General features: G+C 48.9%; 23 protein-coding genes (1 of these 23 running past the window's edge). 19 read left to right on the forward strand and 4 right to left on the reverse strand.

From position 1 onward, the window contains the following. Positions 1–857 carry the 5' portion of an Ig-like domain-containing domain gene (locus tag CFERDRAFT_RS07405; RefSeq protein WP_040433445.1) on the reverse strand. The gene continues 856 nt to the left of window position 1, outside the view, so 857 of the gene's 1,713 nt are visible here — the first part of the coding sequence; the start codon lies at positions 855–857; the stop codon falls past the left edge of the window. A 125-nt stretch (positions 858–982) separates the two neighbouring features. Here CFERDRAFT_RS07405 and CFERDRAFT_RS07410 point away from each other — a divergent pair, with 125 nt between their 5' ends. The 9 genes from CFERDRAFT_RS07410 to CFERDRAFT_RS07450 are packed head-to-tail and all read left to right on the forward strand — an operon-like array spanning position 983 to position 11,276. Next, entirely contained in the window at positions 983–2,455 is a 1,473-nt protein-coding gene (locus tag CFERDRAFT_RS07410; RefSeq protein WP_006366592.1) for a starch synthase, read from the forward strand. A 5-nt stretch (positions 2,456–2,460) separates the two neighbouring features. Next, positions 2,461–3,051 carry a D-glycero-alpha-D-manno-heptose-1,7-bisphosphate 7-phosphatase gene (locus CFERDRAFT_RS07415; RefSeq protein WP_006366593.1) on the forward strand — a complete coding sequence of 197 codons (591 nt, stop codon included), beginning with the start codon at positions 2,461–2,463 and terminating at the stop codon, positions 3,049–3,051. Positions 3,052–3,088: 37 nt separating this feature from the next. Next, positions 3,089–4,222, forward strand: coding sequence for a radical SAM family heme chaperone HemW (gene hemW, locus CFERDRAFT_RS07420; RefSeq protein ID WP_006366594.1), 1,134 nt, complete (start codon positions 3,089–3,091; stop codon positions 4,220–4,222). A gap of 15 nt (positions 4,223–4,237) precedes the next feature. Beyond that, the gene (locus CFERDRAFT_RS07425; protein WP_006366595.1) at positions 4,238–6,883 is read left to right on the forward strand and encodes a glycosyltransferase family 117 protein; all 2,646 of its coding nucleotides are present in this window, start codon (positions 4,238–4,240) and stop codon (positions 6,881–6,883) included. A 4-nt stretch (positions 6,884–6,887) separates the two neighbouring features. Then, positions 6,888–7,685: an acyl-ACP--UDP-N-acetylglucosamine O-acyltransferase gene (gene lpxA / locus CFERDRAFT_RS07430; protein WP_006366597.1), complete on the forward strand. Its 798-nt coding sequence runs from the start codon at positions 6,888–6,890 to the stop codon at positions 7,683–7,685. An 18-nt stretch (positions 7,686–7,703) separates the two neighbouring features. Beyond that, positions 7,704–8,693, forward strand: coding sequence for an ROK family protein (locus CFERDRAFT_RS07435; RefSeq protein WP_006366598.1), 990 nt, complete (start codon positions 7,704–7,706; stop codon positions 8,691–8,693). Positions 8,694–8,704: 11 nt separating this feature from the next. Continuing rightward, positions 8,705–9,397, forward strand: a complete 693-nt coding sequence (locus CFERDRAFT_RS07440) for a ComF family protein (RefSeq protein ID WP_006366599.1) — start codon at positions 8,705–8,707, stop codon at positions 9,395–9,397. 7 nt (positions 9,398–9,404) lie between these two features. Next, positions 9,405–10,148 (forward strand): 16S rRNA (uracil(1498)-N(3))-methyltransferase, encoded by a 744-nt coding sequence (locus CFERDRAFT_RS07445; RefSeq protein WP_006366600.1) that lies wholly within the window; start codon positions 9,405–9,407, stop codon positions 10,146–10,148. A 48-nt stretch (positions 10,149–10,196) separates the two neighbouring features. Then, positions 10,197–11,276 carry an AI-2E family transporter gene (locus CFERDRAFT_RS07450; protein ID WP_006366601.1) on the forward strand — a complete coding sequence of 360 codons (1,080 nt, stop codon included), beginning with the start codon at positions 10,197–10,199 and terminating at the stop codon, positions 11,274–11,276. A gap of 93 nt (positions 11,277–11,369) precedes the next feature. Here the strand turns inward: CFERDRAFT_RS07450 and CFERDRAFT_RS07455 are convergent, their stop codons facing one another. Then, entirely contained in the window at positions 11,370–11,792 is a 423-nt protein-coding gene (locus CFERDRAFT_RS07455) for a nucleoside-diphosphate kinase (protein WP_006366602.1), read from the reverse strand. 264 nt (positions 11,793–12,056) lie between these two features. Between CFERDRAFT_RS07455 and CFERDRAFT_RS11725 the strand changes: the two genes are divergently transcribed. The 8 genes from CFERDRAFT_RS11725 to CFERDRAFT_RS07500 all read left to right on the forward strand — a co-directional run bounded on the left by CFERDRAFT_RS11725 (position 12,057) and on the right by CFERDRAFT_RS07500 (position 17,667). After that, positions 12,057–12,536, forward strand: coding sequence for an Lcl domain-containing protein (locus CFERDRAFT_RS11725; RefSeq protein ID WP_166807225.1), 480 nt, complete (start codon positions 12,057–12,059; stop codon positions 12,534–12,536). 240 nt (positions 12,537–12,776) lie between these two features. Continuing rightward, complete coding sequence (locus tag CFERDRAFT_RS07465) at positions 12,777–13,136, forward strand: DUF1801 domain-containing protein (RefSeq protein WP_006366604.1); 360 nt, start codon at positions 12,777–12,779, stop codon at positions 13,134–13,136. Between the two features lie 30 nt (positions 13,137–13,166). After that, positions 13,167–13,628 carry a tRNA (N6-threonylcarbamoyladenosine(37)-N6)-methyltransferase TrmO gene (tsaA, locus tag CFERDRAFT_RS07470; RefSeq protein ID WP_006366605.1) on the forward strand — a complete coding sequence of 154 codons (462 nt, stop codon included), beginning with the start codon at positions 13,167–13,169 and terminating at the stop codon, positions 13,626–13,628. A gap of 182 nt (positions 13,629–13,810) precedes the next feature. Beyond that, positions 13,811–14,953: a PDDEXK nuclease domain-containing protein gene (locus CFERDRAFT_RS07475; protein ID WP_050770653.1), complete on the forward strand. Its 1,143-nt coding sequence runs from the start codon at positions 13,811–13,813 to the stop codon at positions 14,951–14,953. A gap of 51 nt (positions 14,954–15,004) precedes the next feature. After that, entirely contained in the window at positions 15,005–15,286 is a 282-nt protein-coding gene (locus tag CFERDRAFT_RS07480) for a helix-turn-helix domain-containing protein (RefSeq protein ID WP_006366607.1), read from the forward strand. 699 nt (positions 15,287–15,985) lie between these two features. Continuing rightward, positions 15,986–16,771 (forward strand): TIR domain-containing protein, encoded by a 786-nt coding sequence (locus tag CFERDRAFT_RS07490; RefSeq protein WP_006366608.1) that lies wholly within the window; start codon positions 15,986–15,988, stop codon positions 16,769–16,771. 260 nt (positions 16,772–17,031) lie between these two features. Next, positions 17,032–17,355: a DUF2281 domain-containing protein gene (locus tag CFERDRAFT_RS12365; protein ID WP_006366609.1), complete on the forward strand. Its 324-nt coding sequence runs from the start codon at positions 17,032–17,034 to the stop codon at positions 17,353–17,355. Positions 17,356–17,436: 81 nt separating this feature from the next. Next, positions 17,437–17,667, forward strand: a complete 231-nt coding sequence (locus tag CFERDRAFT_RS07500; RefSeq protein WP_006366610.1) for an addiction module protein — start codon at positions 17,437–17,439, stop codon at positions 17,665–17,667. A gap of 145 nt (positions 17,668–17,812) precedes the next feature. Here CFERDRAFT_RS07500 and CFERDRAFT_RS12370 read toward each other — a convergent pair whose 3' ends face one another. Both CFERDRAFT_RS12370 and CFERDRAFT_RS07510 read right to left on the reverse strand, forming a co-directional pair. Then, the gene (locus CFERDRAFT_RS12370; protein ID WP_050770655.1) at positions 17,813–17,992 is read right to left on the reverse strand and encodes a hypothetical protein; all 180 of its coding nucleotides are present in this window, start codon (positions 17,990–17,992) and stop codon (positions 17,813–17,815) included. Positions 17,993–18,202: 210 nt separating this feature from the next. Beyond that, positions 18,203–18,649, reverse strand: a complete 447-nt coding sequence (locus tag CFERDRAFT_RS07510; RefSeq protein WP_006366611.1) for a peroxiredoxin — start codon at positions 18,647–18,649, stop codon at positions 18,203–18,205. Between the two features lie 300 nt (positions 18,650–18,949). Here CFERDRAFT_RS07510 and CFERDRAFT_RS07515 point away from each other — a divergent pair, with 300 nt between their 5' ends. Beyond that, positions 18,950–21,016, forward strand: coding sequence for a tetratricopeptide repeat protein (locus CFERDRAFT_RS07515; RefSeq protein ID WP_006366612.1), 2,067 nt, complete (start codon positions 18,950–18,952; stop codon positions 21,014–21,016). Positions 21,017–21,239: 223 nt separating this feature from the next. Next, complete coding sequence (locus CFERDRAFT_RS07520) at positions 21,240–21,959, forward strand: helix-turn-helix domain-containing protein (RefSeq protein ID WP_006366613.1); 720 nt, start codon at positions 21,240–21,242, stop codon at positions 21,957–21,959. Positions 21,960–22,019 lie beyond the last annotated feature (60 nt).

A 22,019-nucleotide genomic window follows, 5' to 3' on the forward strand; every position in this document is an offset into this window, starting at 1 on the left:
CGGATCTCAACATTTGCAGGGTCAAATGAGGAGGTCAGAAGCGGTCGGGAGAAGCTGATTTCGATCTGCCCGCGGGTAACCGGAATGCATGATACAAGGGTGCCGGAATCGCGCTGCATGCCGGTAACTCTTAAAACAAGATCACCGGAAGCTTTTTGACCGGACGAAACAACTTCGGTGCGGCTTTGAGCGGTCTCCTCCGAGCGGTAGTTATAGCGAAGGTCGTGGTTCCGGTCGTTGACTGCAAAAATCCTGTATGATCCGGCTTTGATATGCTTGAAGGTGAAGGATCCGGAAGCGTCTGTCTGAACAAGATAATCCGGCTCTCTCTTGAGCAGGCTTGTTTCGCCGGTGCCGGTTTCCCGCTGATCAGTAAAGGCAAGTACCACTGCATTCGTACCCGGTGACCAGTTTTCATTGAGTACCGCTCCGTTTATTCTGCCGCTCTCCATAACCGGACCGGATGAAAATGCCAGTGAATAGGGGGCAGAAAAGGTCCGTCCGAGGTAATCCCGGAGATTTTTGTCAAGAGTGAGCGTGTAGGTGCGGTTGCGTTCAAGAGGAGTGTGGAGTATAATTTCCGCTTCTCTTCCATTCACAGCAATATCATAGTTGCCGACAGCCGGGTGAAAATGCACCGAATTGACTAATTGACGTGCTGAAATTTCATGGCTGAATGTCAGATGGATGCTTTTTGTTGCGACATTGACTGATTCGGGTACCGGGTCGGAAAAAATAACCTGAAGAGGGGCGCTTTCTGCAAGACCTCCTGATGGCGGCCTGTCCGATGCGCAAGCCGCCAATAGCAGTATCAGCAGAGAGATGAAGAGTTTCATGATGCGTGATCTACCCGGCATGAATAACCTGTCCGTTCAGAGGTGAGGGAGGCTTGATTGTATCTGACGGTGAAAATTCGTAAATTAAAAACTAATGTAGTTCTATGAAAGTTTTTGAAGAAAATAATAGATTGATTGACCTATAGATGTCCAGACGAAATTTCAAAGTTCTTTATGTCTCCGGTGAAGTATCTCCTTTTGTAAGAATCAGCGCGCTTGCTGACTTTATGGCATCGTTTCCCCAGGCGCTTGAGGAGGAAGGGTTCGAGGCACGTATCATGATGCCTAAATACGGCACCATCAATGACCGGAAGTTCCGGTTGCATGATGTTCTGCGCCTGTCCGATATTGAGGTACATCTCAAGGAGAAAACAGACTTGCTGAACGTCAAGGTTACGGCGTTGCCATCAAGCAAGATCCAGACCTATTTTCTCTACAATGAGAAATATTTCAAGCGCAATGGTCTTTTTACCGATATAGCTGCCGAAAATGATCTGAAAGCCACCGCAGAAAAGGTGATTTTTTTCAATGTCGGTGTGCTTGAGACCCTCCAGCGGCTTGGCTGGAAGCCCGATATTATTCACTGTCATGACTGGCAGGCAAGCCTTATTCCGCTCCTTTTGAAAACGGTCTATGCAGACCATGAGTTTTTCAGGGAGATAAAAACGGTTCTTACCATTCATAATATCTACCGTCAGGGTATTCTTCCCTTCAAGGTTTTCCAGAAGCAGCTCCCCGAAGAGGTTTCCAGTGCACTTCATCGCAAAAACGATGAGGTGAATATGCTCTATACCGGAGTTGAAAATGTAGACCTGCTTACCACAACTTCAAAGCGCTATGCCGAAGAGATTGTGCATGATGGTGTGCAGACCTACGGGCTCGGCCGGGTTCTTGAGGAGCATCAGGACAATTTTCACGGAATTGTCAACGGTATTGATACCCGTCAGTGGAATCCCTCGACCGACAAGCTGATCAAAAAACGTTTCGGTCTGGAGAATATGGAGGGCAAGCTGGACAATAAAAAAACGCTGCTCGAAGAGGCCGGACTACCCTATCGTGAAGGCGTGCCGGTCGTGGGTGTTATCGCCAACTTTGACGAGTTCCAGGGCGCCGAGCTCCTTCAGGCAAGTCTTGAACAGCTTGTTGCGCTTGATATCCAGCTCGTGATCTACGGTTCGGGTGACAAGAAATATGAAAAAGTATTTCAGGATTTTGCAGCGGAGCATCCCGAACAGGTGAGTGTTCAGACGGAGTACTCCGACACCTTCTTCCATCTTGCGATTGCCGGACTCGACATCCTGCTTATGCCCGGAAAGATTGAGGCGTGCGGAATGATCCAGATGTTTGCCATGAACTATGGAACAATTCCCGTTGTCTATGCAGGAGGCGGTATTGTTGAAACCATTGATGAACTTTCAGGCAGCAACGGTTCCGGATTTATTTTCCATGAGTATACCGCAGAGGCTCTGACCCTGAAGCTTCAGGAGGCCATTGAGTGCTATCAGAACGGGGAGTTCTGGCAGCAGATTGTCAGTGAAGCTATGAACCGTGATTTTGCCTGGAAAAACTCGGCTGAAGAGTATGGCGAGTTGTATCGCAAACTTCTTGAAAAGCCGTAAAAAAGATGTCGGAGACCATAAAGGTTCTTTTTCTTGACCGGGATGGAACCATCAATCGCGATACCGGTTCATACGTTTATCTGAAAGAGCAGCTGATTCTGATTGAGCGCGCCGATGAGGCTATTGCTCTGGCAAAGGCTGCCGGATTCAGGATCGTTATTATCAGCAACCAGGCGGGTATTGCCCGGGGGATTGCGACGGTTGAACAGGTTGAGGAGGTGAACCGGTACCTTAATGAGCTGCTCTCCCTGCGGAGTGCAGCGTTCGATAGATGCTACTACTGCCCCTCCCATCCGGACTACCCCCATCCACTCTACGACCGTTACAGCGCGTGCCGGAAACCGGAAACCGGAATGGTTGAGCATGCCATACGGGACTATCAGGCCGAAGGACTTGTAGTCGACAGGAGTGCCTCTTTTTTTGTCGGAGATAAAACCATTGATGTCGAGTGCGGCCAGCGGGCCGGACTGAGGCCTGTACTTGTGCGTACCGGTCATAATGAGGAAGATCTCTGCTTGAAGAAAAATATCATTCCTGAATTTGTAGCTGATGATCTCTATCAGGCCGTTACGGAGTATATCCTTGCCCCTGTCTGAAACTCCCTCTGAACAGCCCGACGGCTCTTCTTCTTCCATGCTTTCACTTTATGTCCATATTCCATTCTGCCGGAGCCGGTGCAGTTATTGTGATTTTTATCTTGTAACCGCAACAAAACATGTGGAAGCGTTTTTCAGGGCTCTCGCTCTTGAGACGGCTTTTCGTGCCCCGATGCTGCAAGGCCGTACCATCAGCGCGATTCATTTCGGGGGAGGTACGCCATCCATGGTACCGGTACACTACCTTGCCGGATGGCTTGAGCAGGTTGCCGCCCTCTGCACGTTTTCTCCCGATATCGAAATAGCTCTTGAGGCAAATCCGGAAGATCTTGCGGCAGGGGCAATGGAGGGGATTCGTGCGGCCGGGATAACAAGGCTGAGTATCGGCCTTCAATCCTTTACCGATGAAAAGCTTCGTGCACTTGGTCGTGCCCATACAGCTCTTGAGTCGATGCAGGTAACAGAAAGGGCTCTGAAGCATTTCGATTCGGTCAGTGTTGATCTTATCTGTGGAGTTCCGGGAGAGAAGATGCCGCTCTGGAAGGCCGATATGGAGCAGGCGGTTATGCTGCGGCCTCAGCACATCTCAGTCTATATGCTCTCTGTGGAGCCGAAGACCCTGCTTCACCGCAATCTGATGAACGGATCGATTACTGTTCTGGATGAGAGCGTGCAGGCTGACCTCTATGAGTATGCAGGGCGGAAACTGGGTGAGGAGGGCTACCATCATTACGAGGTTTCCAACTTCTGTCTCGGTAATCATCACTCCCGCTATAATCTGGCAAGCTGGAAGCGTCAGCCATACATCGGTTTCGGTCCTTCGGCACACAGTTTTTATTGCTCAGGGGGACGTGAAATCCGCACGGCAAATGTTTCAGCTTTGAGCCGCTATATCGCGAACCCGGAGGCAGTGGGCTCTTTTCGTGAGGAGCTGACGGATGAGGAGATCTTTACCGAAAAGGTTTTTCTTGCGCTGAGAATAAACAGTGGTCTATGTGTTGAGTTTTTGAGAAAAGACAATAAATTAGGGCTTCGCCTTTCAGAACGCATTGCACGATTCGAAGCGAAAGGGTGGATACGACTTGCAGAGGAGAGGCTCTATCTGACAGAAAAAGGTTTTTTGTTTGCCGATCTCATTGCCGGGGATCTTATTTTCGGACAGGCTTATTGACAACGTTTCAGATCTATGACACACCGGACGATTAATCGTACTCTTGCGGCAGTTCTCTTTATTGCAGCGGAAATTTTATACCTCGCCACCATGGCTCCCACTTTCTCGTTCTGGGATTGCGGGGAGTTTATCGCTACAGCCTATACACTCGGTATTCCGCACCCTCCAGGATCACCGCTTTTTCTTCTGCTCGGGCGCCTCTTTACCATGATTCCCTTGTTCACTGATATCGGAGCCAGAGTCAACCTGATCAGTACTCTTGCAAGCGCAGCATCCGTCAGTCTGACCTATCTCATCATTGTCCGGCTTATTATGCTCTATCGAAAGAGCGATCCGGCAGGCTGGAGCATGGCTGAAAAGGTATCGGCTTATGGCAGTGCCGTTATCGGAGCGCTGGCCCTTGCCTTTTCCGACAGTTTCTGGTTCAATGCCGTTGAAGCCGAAGTCTATGCCGCCTCATCGTTGTTTACTGCCCTTATTGTCTGGATTATTCTCCGCTGGTATGAAGAAGAGCCCAGGCCGGGCAATGAACGGTGGCTGCTGCTCGTCATGTATATGATCGGTCTCTCTATCGGTGTTCACCTGCTCAGTCTGCTGGCGGTTTTCCCTGTCGCCCTCCTCTACTATTTCAAAAAACATAAGGTTACGGTTAAATCGTTTGCTTTGCTGTGCCTGGCCTCTTCGGGGCTTTTTTTCCTGATCTATATCGGTATTATCAAAGGGCTGCCCATAATTTTTCAGCTTACCTCGTGGCCCGGTTTTTTCCTTTTTCTCGCCCTGCTCATCTATGGCACCTGGTATAGCCATAAACACCGGATGCCGCTTTTGAACACGCTTCTGGTGTCACTCTTTCTTATTATTATCGGTTATACCTCCTACGCGCTGATCTTTGTGCGGGCACAGGCCGGGCCGCCAATCAATGAAAATAACCCGTCGACTCCGACCGTCTTTTTCTCCTACCTGAACCGTGACCAGTACGGAGATATGCCCCTCTGGCCGCGGAGGTGGTCACCCGAGCCGGTGCATCAGTATTTTTACGAGCAGTACTCGAGCGATCTCGACTATTTTCTCACCTATCAGATGCAGAAGATGTACTTCCGCTATTTCGGCTGGCAGTTTATCGGTCGTGAGCATGATATGGAGGGAGCCGGAGTCGACTGGTCGGTGCTGTGGGGCCTTCCATTTCTTGTCGGGCTTGTCGGTGCAGTCACGCACTTCAGGCGTCAATGGAAGATGGGACTTGTCGTTACGGCGCTCTTTGTCTTAACCGGCGCAGCTCTTGTTATCTATCTCAACCAGACTGAACCTCAGCCGCGCGAGCGGGATTACAGCTATGTCGGCAGCTTTTTTGCTTTTGCCCTCTGGATAGGCATCGGGGTGGAGAGCATCTGGCAGATGGCCAGCGATCGGCTGAAAGGAAAAGGCAGAAACACGCAGTTAATTCTCGCCTCGCTGACGGTTGCCGCAGCGTTTCTTTTGATCAACGGCCGGATGCTGCAGGCAAACTACCGGGTGCATGACCGCTCCGGCAACTATGTGCCATGGGACTGGGCCTGGAATATGCTGCAGAGCTGTGAAAAGGATGCCATTCTTTTTACCAATGGCGACAATGACACCTTTCCGCTCTGGTACCTTCAGGAGGTCGAGGGAATCCGTACCGATGTGCGGGTGGTCAATCTCAGTCTGGCCAATACCGGCTGGTACCTCGATCAGTTGAAAAACAGCCGTCCAAGAGGAGCCAAGCCGGTTGCATTGAGTCTGAGTGATGGAGAGATTGCCGATATCACCTACGTTCCGATTGATTCGGTGGATGCTGTTCTTCCTTCGTTTCCGGCCCGCCAGCAGCTTGTTCGTGACGCCTCTCAGCGAGGGGTTTCGCTGCCCGCAGAACCGCAGGACACCATGACCTGGCTGCTGAAACCCGGACTGACCTATGACGGTCAGGGTTATCTCCGGCCCCAGGATATAGCGGTCTATGAGATTCTGATGAACAACTTCTCCACCCGGCCAATCTATTTCGCTCTGACGGTAGATCCTGAAAGCATGATCGGCATAGAAAACTATCTCCGTCTTGACGGACTTGCCTACAGGGTGGTTCCGGTTAAAAGCGCTGACCCGATGAGCTTTGTTGATCCGGTGCTGCTCTACCGCAATCTTGTTGGCGTTTACCGCTACCGGAACCTCAATAACCCGAAGGTATTTCTTGAAGAGACCGCAAGACGGCTTTGCGGCAACTACACCCCGCTCTTTGTGCGGCTTGCCCTTGAGCTCGCTGCCGATCCTGCCGGAGAGATCACCATCCATGAAGCAAACGGTTCCATGCGCACGCTGCGCAGGGGTGCACTTGCCCTTGAGGTTCTGGACAAATCGTCCCAGCTTCTGCCGCTCGCCCAGTACCCGTTAAATCCTGAACTTGCCGGTTCGGTCATTGCGCTCTATGTCCGTCTTGGTGAAAAGCAGAAAGCCTCTTCGTATATTAAATATCTTGAAAAACTGCGCAGCCAGTCATCTCTGGAGTCCGATCCCCGACTTTTTTATGTGCTTGCACGGGCATATCGCGATTTCGGAAGGGAGGATGAAGCCAATCGCATCATCGCCCGGCTTGCTACCGAGCTTCGTCAGCCTGGACTTATGGAGAAATTTAAAACAATGAAGCAATAAGCCTATGCAGAGCACTGTTCATGCAACTGCCGTGATCGGCCAGGGTGTCGTTCTCGGAGAAGGGGTCACCATTGGGCCCTACACCGTTATTGATGATGATGTTGAAATCGGTGACGGTACCACGATAGCGCCACACGTTTACATTGCATCCGGCGCACGCATTGGCCGGGATTGCCGCATCCATTCCGGTGCAGTGCTTGCTACCGCTCCCCAGGACCTCAAGTTTGCCGGAGAGCAGACCTATCTCTATATCGGCGACCGGACGGTTATCAGGGAGTGTGTGACCCTTAACCGCGGAACAAAAGCGAGTGGGAAAACCGTTGTCGGCTCTGATAATCTTATCATGGCCTATGTGCATGCCGGTCACGACTGTGTGATTGGCAACAACGTTGTTATCGCCAACTCCGTTCAGTTCGGAGGTCATTGTGAAGTTGGCGACTATGCGGTGATCGGAGGCCTTGCCGGAGTTCACCAGTTTGTACGTATCGGCCGCTTCGCTATGGTAGGCGGTATCGCAAGAGCTTCGCTTGATGTTCCCCCTTTTGTGATGGCAGGCGGGCATGACTCTTTTCGCTATGAGGGTCTGAACGCTATCGGTCTGAAACGGCGGGGTTTTACGCCGGAGAAGATAACGCTGGTTAAAAATGCATACCGGATTCTCTTTCAGTCGGGGCTTCTTTTGGGTAACGCCCTTGAAAAGGTGAAGAGTGAACTGCCTCAGGAGCCGGAGATCAGAGAGATTCTTGACTTTTTTGCCTCGGGGCAATACGGCCGGAAATTCATCAGGCCATACAACAACTAATTTTGAGGGTGCTGCATTATGTCCCGTTGGGCAATCGGTATTGACCTTGGAGGTACGGCGATCAAGGCTGCGGTCGTCATGGAGGAGAGTGGAATCCTCACCGAGAGGAGTATTCCAACTGAAACCGCATCCGGTCCTGCGGGGGTTGTGGTACAGCTTGCATCCATTATTTCTGATCTCTACCGGGGAGCACTGCTGACTCTTGATCCCGAACGGTTTGCCGGTACCGGACTTGGCGCACCGGGCGCGGTCGATGCTGAAAAAGGGGTGTTGAGCTATCCTCCGAATCTGCCGGGATGGACCATCTTTGCGTTGCGGGATGAATTGCAGAGCTGCCTGAAGAGAGAGGAAAACCTTGAGATACCGGTGATTCTGGAAAATGATGCCAATGCGGCGGCATTGGGGGAGGCTGTGTTTGGCGCCGGCCACAGCTTCCGGGATTTTCTGCTGGTTACTCTTGGTACCGGTGTTGGCGGAGGGATAATTCTGAACCGGAAACTCTATCGCGGCCCGAATGGTACCGCCGGCGAACTCGGATTCATGATTATCGATTTCGAAGGGGAAGCCGTTCATGCCGGTATTCGGGGTACCATTGAAGGGCTTATCGGCAAAGAGCAGATTGTGGCACTTGCACGCCGGATGATTGAAGCGAGCCCCACCGGCTCCTCGGTCGGCCTGCTCTGTAATCATGACTATACCAGGCTTTCGCCCCGCCATCTTGAAAAAGCTGCACTTGAAGGAGACGAGCTCTCCCTTGCAGTCTGGAACCGGGTTGGCTCAATTCTTGGTGTGGGGCTTGCCAGTGTCGTGGCGCTTATGGATATCCGGAAATTTGTCATCGGCGGAGGTATTTCGGCTGCCGGAAACCTTGTGTTTACTCCTGCCCTGGAACAGATCAGGCGCTCCACGCTTCCTCCCATGCATGAGGGTCTTGAGCTGGTTCCAGCCCGTCTGGGCAACAAGGCAGGAGTGTATGGTGCCGCAGCGCTCTGCTTCGGCGGAACATAACCGGTGAGATCATGCTTGAAGAGCTGCTTCATCTTCTCTGCCCCAATGTCTGCATTGTCTGCAGAAAAGGACTTGTTCCCGGAGAAAAGTATTGCTGCAGCTCCTGCATGGAGGAGTTCGACTCGTTTTCAACGCCATCGGCATCAGACGCGATGCTTCGTCATACCATTGCTTCGCGGTTCGGCGGAACCTTCAATTTTGAAAAGGGATGGTGCCGTTACCTCTTTCACAAAGAGAGTTCGCTGCAACAGGCGCTTCATGCCATGAAATATGAAGGGCTCTTCAATCTCGCAAACAGTTTTGGCCGGCAGTTGGGAGCGTGGATGCTTGAGGGGTGTAACTCCCCTGATATTGACTGCATTGTTCCGGTTCCGCTTCATTCGCTGAAAAAAATCGAACGATCCTACAACCAGTCCGAAAAAATTGCAGAAGGGATCGCCGCGGTATTGCACAAGCCTCTTCGCCGTGATCTGCTGAAGAGAGTGCGCAATACACGCTCTCAGACCGGACTTTCGGCAGCGGCACGGAAAAAGAATGTAGATGGAGCATTTCAGGCTTTACCGGCACCCACCGTGCGCCACCTGCTTCTTGTCGATGATGTGGTGACAACAGGGGCGACCATGGCTGCCGCCGCCGCCGCGCTCCGCAGTGGAGGCGCTGAGCGTATTTCAATTGCCGCAGTTGCTTTGGCTGCAAAGGAGTAAAGAGGCTATGGAACTGTTTTATACATCACGCGAGCATATCGATATTGATGCCGGGCGCATCGTGATTGACAGCGATGAGTTTCATCATCTTGCGCGTGTTTTGAGAAAACAGAAGGGAGCGGTGATTCTTGTAACCGATGGCAACGGCATTCGCTGTGAGGCCAGGATTTCAGAGGTCGGCAAATCGTCGCTTGAAGCGGAGATTCTTGACCATCGCCTTGTCGGTGAGCCGAAAACCGGCGTTACGGTCGCGCTCTCCATGCTCAAGAATCCGCAGCGGTTCGAGTGGTTTCTCGAAAAGGCTACCGAACTCGGCGTCTCGTCCATCATTCCCATGATTACGGCGCGCACACTCGCCCAGCCATCAAAAGAGAGGGTCCAGGGGAGGCTTAAACGGTGGAAAACCATTGTGCTCTCAGCGGCACGTCAGTCAAAACGCTACCATCTGCCCGCGCTCAGTGAGCCGCTCACCTTTGCCCAGGTCTCAGCGCTGGAGGGCTATGATCTCAGGCTGATTCCCTACGAAGCCTCGGAGGAGGCCCCGAAAGTTGAGTTTGCCGGGAAAAAGGCGCTTTTCATGATCGGCGGTGAAGGTGGATTTACAGACAGTGAGGTGGAGAAAGCCAAAACCGCCGGTTTTTGTGAGATTTCGCTGGGAAGAACTATTCTCAGGGCTGAAACCGCCGGCATATTTGCGGTTGCACTGGTTCGAACCCGGTTGCTTGGGGAGGAGCGCTCCGAGTGGTTTTAGGGTTCGGGGTGGTCAGGAGAGAGAAAATGAAATCAAACAACCATAATTATGAACAGCATCAAAGCCAATCAGATCATACTTCTACTTGTATTACTGTTCATTTCGGCCCTCTTTTTTGCCATGATCCGCTATTTTTTCATGGCTATTTTTCTTGCGGCCATCTTTTCTGCGCTTGCCATGCCGCTTTTCAACCGATTCAATAGATGGTTCAGAGGAAGCCAGAGCCTTAGTGCGGCCATGACCATTGTCACGCTTCTTCTTGTGGTTTTTCTTCCTCTCGCGGCACTCCTTGGTGTTGTTGCTTCACAGGCGGTCCGCCTGAGCAGTATCGCGTTGCCCCTGATACAGCAGCAGATCAAGGAGCCTGCGGTTTTTGATCAGCAGCTGCGTACGCTGCCGTTTTATGATGAACTTGCGCTCTATCGCGAGGAGATCCTCAAAAAAGCAGGGGAGCTCGCTTCACAGGCAGGGTCACTGCTTTTCAGCTCGATCTCCTCATTTACCGTCTCTGCGGTCAATGACCTGTTTCTGCTCTTTATCTTTCTCTACACCATGTTCTTTTTTTTAAAGGACGGTCAGCTTTTCCTGGACAGGATTCTCGCCTGTCTTCCCCTTACCAAGAGCGATGAATACAGGCTTCTTGACCGCTTTCTTTCGGTGACGAGGGCTACGCTCAAAGGGACGCTCGTCGTGGGAGTTGTCCAGGGCTCTCTTGCCGGTCTTGCCCTGCATTTTGCCGGAATCGAGAGTGCCATTTTCTGGGGAACTGTCATGTCGGTCATTTCGGTTGTGCCGGTTCTCGGTCCTCCGATCGTATGGGTTCCTGCCGTCATCTATCTTGCCGCAACCGGACAGTATCCTCAAGCTATAGGCGTTGCGCTCTTCTGCAGCATTGTTGTCGGTCAGATTGACAATATTATCCGTCCTATCCTGATCGGGCGCGATACACGGATGCATGAGCTGCTGATATTTTTCAGCACGCTTGGGGGCATCGGGTTTTTCGGACTTTTCGGTTTTATTCTTGGTCCCATTATCGCTGCGCTTTTTGTTACACTGTGGGAGATGTACGCCGAGAGCTTCAGCGAATTTCTTGCAGAGATTAAAGGCGAAAAGCCCGCCGGGGAGTGATGAACGGCCCAGGTCAACAGAGCAGAGCGGTAAAAATAGCAACAAAAAAGCGACCCGGTGGTCGCTTTTTTGTTGTATTTGCGGGTGATGCACTCAGTTGCTTCTGACAACCTCTTCGGCTGCGAAGAAGAACGATGCCTCAATAGCGGCGTTTTCGACAGAGTCGGAACCGTGGATGATGTTCTCACCCTTGCTGTCGGCATAGAGCTTGCGGATCGTGCCTTCATCAGCCTGGGCAGGATCGGTTGCACCGATTACGGTACGGAAATCAGCGACGGCATTTGCTTTCTCAAGAATCATCGGTACGCAGGGACCTGACGACATGAACTCAACCAGTTCGCCGTAAAAAGGGCGTTCACGGTGCACGGCATAAAATTCTCCGGCGGTCTCTTTGGTGAGTCTTGTCTTTTTCATGGCTACAACCCGGAAGCCTGCGCGTTCAATTTTGTCGATAACTGCACCGATAAGCTGCTTGCGGACACAGTCTGGCTTGAGGATGGTAAGCGTTCTTTCCATGGTGTGTGTATGCGTTTGCGTTACTGAAGAAAAAAGTTTGAGCGAAGATACATAAACTTGCAGGATTATTGAAAAGTATGTGCGGATTTCCTGCTCTTGAGTCGCTGAAACGCTCGGGGAGCATCACACTCAGGCAAGTGGTAAAATTTGATGATCATGAATTTTACCTTTATCTTTAAGAAACCTCTTCAGGCAGTTTTTCTGCCGGGGATTCCTTTTCTGTAATGACAAGGTCATTTTTATTAACCCCCAATGAAATCCATCATGAAATTCATTGCACCAAAACAGATCGTCCGTCTCTGGATTGTATTACTGCTTAGTGGACTGAGTATGGTTACGTTTTCAACGCTATCGAATGCGGCAGCTCTCGGTGATGCGACAGGTGGAGGTATTGTCTTTTTTGTCGATAAAACAGGCGAGCATGGCCTGATTGCCGCCAGGCAGGATCTGCCGGGTCACTCAGCCGGTATTAACTATGACGGCTTTTTTACCTGGAAAGATGCCAAAAAAGGTTGTGAAAATCTTGAACTGAACGGCTTCAGCGACTGGTTCCTGCCAAACAAGGAGCAGTTGAACCAGCTCTTTGCCGCCCGGGTTCTGGTCGGTGGTTTTGGCGGAAGCGACTACTGGAGCTCCACCGAGAATGGATCAAAAGCAGCCTGGGGTCAGTACTTCCTGAGCGGCGTTCAGTACTCCGGCACAAAAACACACGTTGACCGTGTCCGGGCAATCCGGTCGTTCTGATTTACCTGCTATTTATTGTCAGAGGGCGGGCCACCGCCCTCTGACAATTTCACGGTTCCCCTTTTTGTGTAAAAAGGACCAAAAGGAGTTCAGGGAGAGCAAAGACCAGGAGCAATCCCAGGGCACTTTTTTTTTCAACAATCATTTTTCTTCAATACTGTCCACAGCGTCCACTTAAGTCCACCATTTCTTCTTCCACTTGAGTCCACTTCTCTTGTTCTGTAACTCTTGTGCATCATCATGAGCTCTCAGCGAATCAAAACATTTCTTGAAGCTCTCTGTATTCATGGAGAGGAACGCTACGATCTTGTGCAGGCATTGCGCGAAGTTGTGCTTGCTCTGGACGACTCGATTACCGAGGAGATTAAATATGGCGGTCTCCTCTTCTCTGCCGGTAAACCATTCTGCGGTATTTTCTCCTACGCAAAGCACGTTTCGCTTGAGTTCAGCGAAGGCGCGGCACTCCCTGACCCGCACAGGGTGCTTGAAGGTGACGGGAAATTCCGCCGTCACATCAAGCTTCTTTCTCAGGAAGAGATCCACTCAAAGCACATTCCTGAATATCTTGCGCAGGCCTTCAAAGCTGCCGGGACGAATTGATTACCACTAACTGATGGAGCGAGAAAAAAAATGGACATAGAACCGATTGGAATCATACATACACCCTTCGAGTCAAAGAAGGAGTGCCCAATGCAAACGGTTTATGCATCGGATTCGCCTGGTCGTGTTGAGATATTCATGAACTATGAAGCCGGTCTGAAGGATATCGAGACATTCTCTCATATTTATCTACTCTATCTATTTGACCGGGCCGGAAGCATAGAGCTGGTACGTCCGACATTTCTTGATGATGAGCCGCACGGCATCTACGCATCAAGACATCCATGTCGCCCAAATAGCATAGGCCTCTCTATCGTCAAGTTACTACGCCGGGAAAACAATATTCTGTTCGTTGAGGGTGTTGATATCCTGAACAAGACACCGCTATTGGACATTAAACCATACATCCCAAAGTTCGACGCTGTTGTTTCAGCATCCGAAGGGTGGACTGCCGGAAAGCAATGGCGCCCCAAACAGGAAGGCAGAGAGTGAATAAAGGAGCGATTTCCCCCTTCCTGGTTGATGATTGACGCGAAGGCGCTTATACTGTGCCTAGTTGTACATAGATATCAAATATGGTATCGAAGAAATGCAGATTGTGAAGATAAATGTCAAATAGATCTACAGGCCGTTGTTGCCTGAAATGGAAATGACATCAATCTAAGTAGATAACTATGGCTCGTGATATGACTATCGGCGATACCCTTTTTGAACGAGTTGTCGAGATTCTTGAACAAGCTCGTTCAAATGTGGTGCAGTCAGTCAATACCAATATGGTCACGGCTTATTGGCTGATTGGTCGGGAAATTGTTGTTGAGATACAGGAAGGCAAAGAGCGGGCTGTGTACGGAAAACAAGTCATAGAGGTGCTTTCACGGCAACTGACTGATCAATATGGATCCGGTTATTCTTTAACCAATGTTAAATATTTTAGGCAGCTATATCAGACATGGCCGGATCGACTCTCAATTCTTCTTCAACAGGAAGGAGCATCGGCAGCCCAACAAAAAAGCCACCCGCCGGGTGGCCAATTCGCTACAGACTTTTCACCGAAGCTTTCATGGTCGCATTACCGCGCTCTGATGAGAGTGTCGAACACTCCGGCACGGGAATTTTATGAGCGGGAAGCAATTGAGTGTGGTTGGAGTAAAACGCAACTGGAAAGACAGATACAAACCTCATACTATGAGAGAATTATTGCTCATCATGGAGAACAAGGGTTAATCGCGGGCAATCGCGAACGGTTGCCCGGTGAACCATTCAGTCCGGTTGAAGTGTTGAAATCACCCATGGTGCTGGAATTTCTTAATCTGCCAAATGTTCCGAATCTGCATGAAAGCGCATTGGAACAGGCGATTATCAGTAATCTGCAATTTTTCCTTTTGGAGCTGGGTAAAGGATTTTCCTTTGTTGCCCGCCAAAAACATATCAGGTTTGATGATGATGATTTTTATGTGGATCTGGTCTTTTACAATTTTATTCTGAAATGTTTTTTGTTGATTGACCTGAAACTTGGCAAACTGACCCATCAGGATGTTGGGCAGATGGACGGCTATGTGCGCTTGTTTGAAGAGCAGTTTAAAGTATCTGGTGACAATCCGACCATTGGCCTGATTCTATGCTCCGACAAAAGTGAGGCGGTTGCCAAATATTCTGTTTTACATGAAAGCAAACAGATATTTGCCTCGAAATATCTCAAATTCCTTCCGACGGAAGAGGAACTCAGGCTGGAAATCGAAAAAGAACGGCGGTTGATTGAGGCGAATCTGGATGACCGGAAGCGCCTATCATCACTCGATGAAAACAGATCAAGGTGAAATTGAGAAGGCTCAAAAACTGCGAAAGATTTTTATAGAGGAGATGTCACGATGAAGACAAAAAACTTTGATGATCTGCTTGCAGAGAATCTCAAGGACAAGGAGTTCAAAAAGGAGTATGATGCTCTTGAAGAGGAGTTCGAGGTTGCCAGGGAGATTATCCATCTTCGCTTGAATGCCGGTCTGACCCAAAAAGAGCTTGCCCGTCAGGCTCATACCTCACAAGCTGCTATTTCCCGCTTGGAATCAGGAAATTACCGCAACGTCAGTCTGGCATTTCTCCGCCGTGTCGGAGCGGTTTTGGGTGTCAAGCCCCGCGTCAGTTTTCAGTAGGGGAGTTCCCTTATGCCTGAATAATCCCATCTCTTTCACGTCCTTTATTTTTGCCGGTAATATCTGTAGCTTTACGGTAATTAAGGAAAGCTTTACACAGAAAGATGTTGATTACTTTTCTTAATTAATTAGGCAGATTAGCCTAAATAAACCTATTTAAAAAAAATAAGGGTTGGGGGAATATGTCAGGAGTATCGATTGATGATGTCTGGAGTCGGCTCAAAGATTTTGAGGGACACGATTTCACAACGAAGAAGGGATTGCCCTTCACGTTCACACTCCGAGGAGACATCTTCCGTCCGAGTCGAACGAAGTACAACGTGGCAAAGTCGGATTTTTGTAAAGCACTAAAATATGTACCGTATACCGGTCCAGGGAAAATCAATCACATTGTGCGTGGACCTTCCTATGTTTGGGCAGTGTTGCATGATAAACGAATTCGGCAGTATGATTGGTAGCGTGTATCCGACACGTTGGGAACTTTAGTGATATGGCCTGTCCATCCAACCAATCATTTCTTCAATCTCGCAGGATTGAGAATTTTGTGGAGAATGAATGATCAATCCCGTTCCTTTTCCGCTGTATTTATTTTAGCAGAAAAAAAAGCTGTTATTTTAACGGCATTTATATTGCGGACTGTCTGGTTTATGAGAAGTCAATGTTAGTGTGTAACAATAATTACCTTAAGGAGTATGCTAATTGTCGCATAAATTGAATCAATTGTTAGATAAGGCAGAACTGCTCAGAAACTCTTCTTCCGGAACTCCTGAATTCAAAGCTTGGAAAGACGCTGTAATTCGCTTTCTCAAGAAGCAATATGGAGACTCTTCACATGAAGTTACATCATTCGGAAAAATTAGGTTTTACGATTTCTATAGTTGTATTGATGTTGTTCAAGGAGATATACGGGAAAATCCTGCAAAAATAAGAGAGATGTTCCTTAAAGGATTAGAGACTGCTATCTTGTATTTAAAAAACTATTTAGCTGACTTTTCAGAAGAATCGTTGACAGTAAATATCGTGAGTGGGCAGGCTGTTGATAGTGATACACCCGATGTTTTTGTCGTCCACGGAAGAAATGACGGCGCAAAGGCACAAGTTTCAAGTTATTTACTCAAACTTGGGTTGAAACCAATCATTTTACATGAACAGCTCAATCAAGGCCAAACTATAATTGAGAAATTTGAAAAACATGCAAATGTTAAAGCAGCCATCGTGTTGTTTACTGACGACGATCTTGGGAAATATAGAGATGATGAAGTTCTTGAAGTCCGGGCCAGACAAAATGTAGTATTTGAGGCAGGCTATTTTATTGGAAAGATTGGCCGTCAAAATACGATTATTCTGTTATCAAGTGGGTTGAAAATTCCATCAGATTTGCAAGGTTACGTAAACTTTGAACTCGATGATCGGCAACGTTGGCATATAGACGTTGCGAAAGAGTTGAAAGGTATCGGGTTTAACATAGATATGAATAAACTATAATTTTGCCTATGCGTAGGTAACCGATTACAATAAAAGTTTATATGCCTACATTTTTAACCCCGAATCCTATTTGGCGTAGTAAATGCCTAGCATGAACGAAACTTACTGAAGTCATTGCAAATCGTCGTGAGTGGTTTGAGAACAAGGCAACGCAGGAACCGGAATGTATTCGCGAGTACATGAGGATTTTGAGCACCTCCCAACGCAGTAATCGAACAGCGTAACAGATTTGAACGGAGCCGCTTAAACAGCGTCGATTTTTGCCAGGAAATCCCTCATCGGCTGATAGCTATGCCTGCTTTGGACGTTGTGAGAAAATGTGTGAGTTTTTAAGAAGAAGCATCATCGGGTCTGAAGATGGAGGTATCATTATGACTTTAACAGAGGCAATTATTAAGGATGTACAGGCATTGTCAGAATCGAAACAGGCAGAAGTTCTTGATTTTGTGCAATATCTTCGTTTAAAGGCCGAAAAAAAGGAGATAAAGGATTGGGCAGATTTTTCCCTTTCTGCTGCGTTGAGAGGTATGGAGGAGGAAGCAAATCCCTATTCGCTCAATGATATCAAGGAATCATTCTCATGATTACCGAAGCTCAGATTTCCTCAAACAGATCGAAAAGATACCAAGCATCCTTTTTCTTGAATATGGTTCTCGATTTACACTATGCCTGATCCTTCCATCAATACTGCATATCTGAAGCTTTCCGTTTCCGAGCGCATTCAGCTCGTTGAGGACATCTGGGACAGCATTGCTGCCGAGGCGTCAGAAGCGGTTGAGTTGTCGCCATCACAGATTGATGAGTTACATCGTCGCGTTGCAGCACACCGTGCGGACCCTTCCTCGGCTATACCATGGGAACAGGTCCGATCAAAATTGTTTCCCGGTAAACCCTGATGTTGGTTGTGCTCCGTCCAGAGGCTGAGCAAGAGTTTCTTGAGGCTCAGGCCTGGTATGAATCAAAAGCCTTGGGGCTTGGCTTTGAGTTTGCTCGTGCCGCTGACGCAGCATAGCATCTGCTCTTCGCAATCCTTTTGGGCATTTACGCATAGGCGATGAGTTCCGCAGGGTGCTCTTTCGCAAGTTTCCCTACGTGCTCATCTATCTCCCAAGTCTTGATGAGCTGCTCGTGGTTTCCTTCTTTCATCAACGTCGTAAGCCGGGTGTCTGGCATGAGCGTTTGAAGTGAAGAATAAGAATGATGTTCCGCAATAATCAACATGCTGTTCCCGACGTTTCGGGGTGAGAATTTCGATCCCGATTTGTCAAAACGGAACATTTAAAAAAGGGCACCTCTATTAATTGTCGTGAGCGGTTCGAGTGCGAGGCGGATGGAGCGCAAAAACCGGAATGTACACGCGAGTACATGAGGATTTTGAGCACCACCCAACAAAGCAATCGAATCGCGGAACAAATTAATAGAGAGTGCCTCCTATGCGGCGTCGATTTTCGCCAATAAATCCCTCATTGGCTGATAGGTTATCGGCAGGAGATCGCTGTAGGAGAGCACGACCTCGCCGAGTTCATCGATCATGACATAGGCGCGCTGCGACATGCCCAGGAATCCGAGGGCATCGTAGGCTTTTGCGGTTGATTTTTTGGTGTCGCTGAGCAGGGTGAAGGGGAGCTGATGTTTCTCTCCGAACTTCTTATGTGACTCTACACTGTCGGAGCTGATGCCGAGCACCACAATGCCTCGTTTGGTGAACTCCGTCACATTGTTCCGATAATCGCACAACTGGGCGGTACAGACCGGTGTGTCATCACCCGGATAGAAGATAAGCAGCACTTTTTTGCCGATGAACTCCGACAGTGAAACCATTTTTCCGTCACTGTCCGGGAGGGTGAAGGCCGGTGCTTTTGTGTTTTCAGCTATCATGGTGGTGTAAGGTTTAACTATTTATCTCTGGAGCGAGATAATAGAACACTTCTTACAACACGGGAGTTGCAGGTTTCAGATATAAAGGTATTTTTTCCTCCATTGCAGTAAAATAAGCAGTTCTGTATTTCACCCGTCCCGGTTGATTTGTCATTGCATGGAACGGTTCAACACCGTTACGGTGTTACGTCAGAGTGGAGTAACAATACAGGAGAGCAATTATTATAGTCAGATTTCAAAATGCGTTACCGGTTACACAACTACATTGGTTTTTTTTACGCGAGCCGGAGGCTCCGGGGTATGCATATTCGTCTGCTGCCGATCTTCTCGGGACTACTTCTTCTCGGGTTTTCTTTTTTTTCTCTCTCATGCAGTTCGGGCAACAGTGCAGAGGAAAACTCGACCAAATTATACGAGCAGGCATCGGCATATAAAAACAAGGGGGAGTATCTCAAAGCGATCGACTGTTACAATAAAGGGATCGCTCTTGACAGTCTGAACATTACCTCGCCGAAAGTTGTTGCGGCATTACATGAGAAGAGAGCGCTTGAGGGAGTGACCGGTTCATACTATGACGCACTGAGAACAACACTGCGTCTTGAGAAGCTTCCTGAAGGAGTGCTCTCCGATTCACTTCGTAACGCAATGCTTGCAGAGAAGGCGGTCTGGCTTCGGGAGCTTGGAAGTTTTCGGGGGGCAGCTGCGTCACTTGAAAAAGTCTCTTCTCCGGCACCGCAAATCCGTTTCGAGCTGGCATCGCTCTACCGTGAGCTTGGCGACTATCGGAAGGCGGCGGAGATCTATAGTGAGTTTACCGGTACTGAGCGTGCCCCGGTCATTCGGATAACGGCATTGTCCGGGCTGCTTCAGTGCAAGGTTGCCGAGCCGGAGCTCAATATTGAGAGTGTAGATGCCATTGCCGGAAAGATTGCTGCGGAGTCCGGACGGGTATTTGGCATGCAGGAGGATTTGATTGAAAGGATTCAGGCACTCCGTACCGCATCAAAAAGTTTGCAGCTCCTTCCGAACCATAAGCGTAATGCCAGCTACCTTCTCTTCAGGGCGCTTACGCTTGCCGAAGAGTCCAAAAATCAGCTGCTCGTGCAGATTCTCCGCTTTGAATCCAATGCGGTTATCGTGCGCAAACCCGACTCTTTTCGTGAGGCTGCCGAATATTTTCGACTGAAAAACTTGCCCTATGCCCGCTCAGCAGCACTCTTTATGCTGGCTGAAAGCGACGGGATTGATGATGCAGAGAGAGTTTCATCCCTGCAGCAGGGTTTTTCTGTCAGCCGTAACAGTGCCCCCCCCTGGCCCGGAGAGGCCTCTCTTCAGCTTGAAAAAAATGCCGGGAAGCGGCTTGTCGGGCTTCTGCTTGAAAAATCAAGGATTTTTGAGCTCTTTGATGCTTCCGAACAGACCGGTTTTCTTGCACTTCAGCGATCAATACAGCAGGATCGGCGAAGTTTACTGCCGGGGAAAGAGCATGCGCTACTGAATGCCGAGATATGCCGGTTACAACATGAGATTTCAGGATTGCTGCAGCGCAAAGCCGATATTTTTTTTCGTGCTGAAGGCTATGAAAAAAACAGAGCTGCCGACCAGGCAATAAATATAAAGAGAGGCCGGTTGCTGGAGCTCGTTTCGAGGGTGCGCAGTATAAATCCGCGTACGGCTGAAATCATGCGGTTTTCCCCTGAAGCGCTTCAATCTGTTCAGGGAAGGCTGAAGGATGATCAGGCTATCATAAAGCCATTGATTTCCGACTCACTATGCGGAGTTATGCTTATCGGGAAGCGACAGCTGCAGATTGCCGTAAGCAGCCGCTTTGATTCTCTGCATACCGCCGATTCATCCATACGTACGTTCAGGCGTGAATTGGCTCATGGAAATATACACCAGACAGTCGAAAAGGAGTGGTTTAGAAAAGCGTTCAGTGAATCACTCGAGGGCTCAATTGAGGGTTATCGGCATCTGGTTATCATTTCCTCGGATCTATTTCCATTCCATATTTTGGCAGAAGGGAATCATTCCTTGGATGAAAAAAGGTATTCATATCTGCAATCCATAACAGAGTTTTCTCTGTTATCGCAGCCGTTGAAGCCGGAGATCTGGGCTTCAAAAATATATTTTTATCCTGTTGATAATGTTTCAGGAGCAAGGATACATAAACTTTTTGCCCCCCAGGACAGGATTTTTCTGCTCTGGAAAGAGTACCGGAATTCAGAGCTTGATGCACTTCGCCAACAGATAGCCCTTGCGATGCAGGGTACCGTATCTGCTTCTGAAGCAATGGTTTCTATTGCTGAAAAATCTGCCGGAGGTCGTGAAATATGGCGATATGTTTCTTTATACGGTGATGATTAAGCCGAAGGGATTGTTATATGCTGTTTATAGTGTTTTTTTTAAGCTTTTGTTAATGCTTCTTATGGATTGCGATATATACTTTGTGGATAAAAACAGGTAAAACAATTTTTATAAAGGGAATAAAAACTCTTTGTTTATTGAAAGGCGTGCAGGTTTTTTTTAAATTTACAAATATTATTGTTTGTACTTATTCTCATGTTACTCGTAATCCGGACTCATCTCTATGACGGACAAGGTATCAAGCAGTAGTGCGCTGGATCTTATGGCAAGGGAGCTGAAGAGAGCCAGAATGGAGAGTAATCTCCGCCTTGAGGATATCAGCCGACAGATCACCATCCAGAAAAGCTATCTCGAAAATATTGAGGAGGGGGACTTCACTTTCCTCTCCAGAGCCTATATTTTTGCCTATATCAAGTCCTATGCCCGGTTTTTAGGGGTCGGCAATGATGAGATACTTGAGCAATGCAGGAAAGATCTGCAGGTCTCCGGAGCAACTCCTCGAGCGGCAACTGATGAAGGCGTTTCAGCAGAGAATCAGAAGCAGAGAAGAATCACTGACGAATATCCTTCGGAAGTCCGGATTCAGAAATCATTGGTTTCATGGAAAACGCTCACGGCATTGATTGTTCTCATTGCTGTAGCTGTTCTTGCCGCTCTTTATTTTTCCGGTAATTACCAGTTGTCCGTAACTCCTGCACCGGCTCCGGTTGCCATGCCTTCACCAGCGGTGGAGGATACCGTTGCAGTTGCCGAGCAGATAGTTGATTCTCTTGCAATCAAAAGTGACGATACATCAAACCCCTCTGTGGATCGCGAACGCCCTTCTCCTCCGGAAATCCAGACTTCGCCGGCTACGTCTGCATCTCCGGATCGTCCGGCTCCTCCGCAGCCTCCCGCCCGTCGGGAAGCCCCTGCTGCAGAGGAACCCCCTGTTTCCCGGTAGACAGTCTGGGAATAGTGAAGAAAGTGGACGTTAGTGGTCAATGTAATGGTGGAGAGTAGT

Source organism: Chlorobium ferrooxidans DSM 13031 (assembly GCF_000168715.1).
GTDB classification, from domain to species: domain Bacteria; phylum Bacteroidota; class Chlorobiia; order Chlorobiales; family Chlorobiaceae; genus Chlorobium; species Chlorobium ferrooxidans.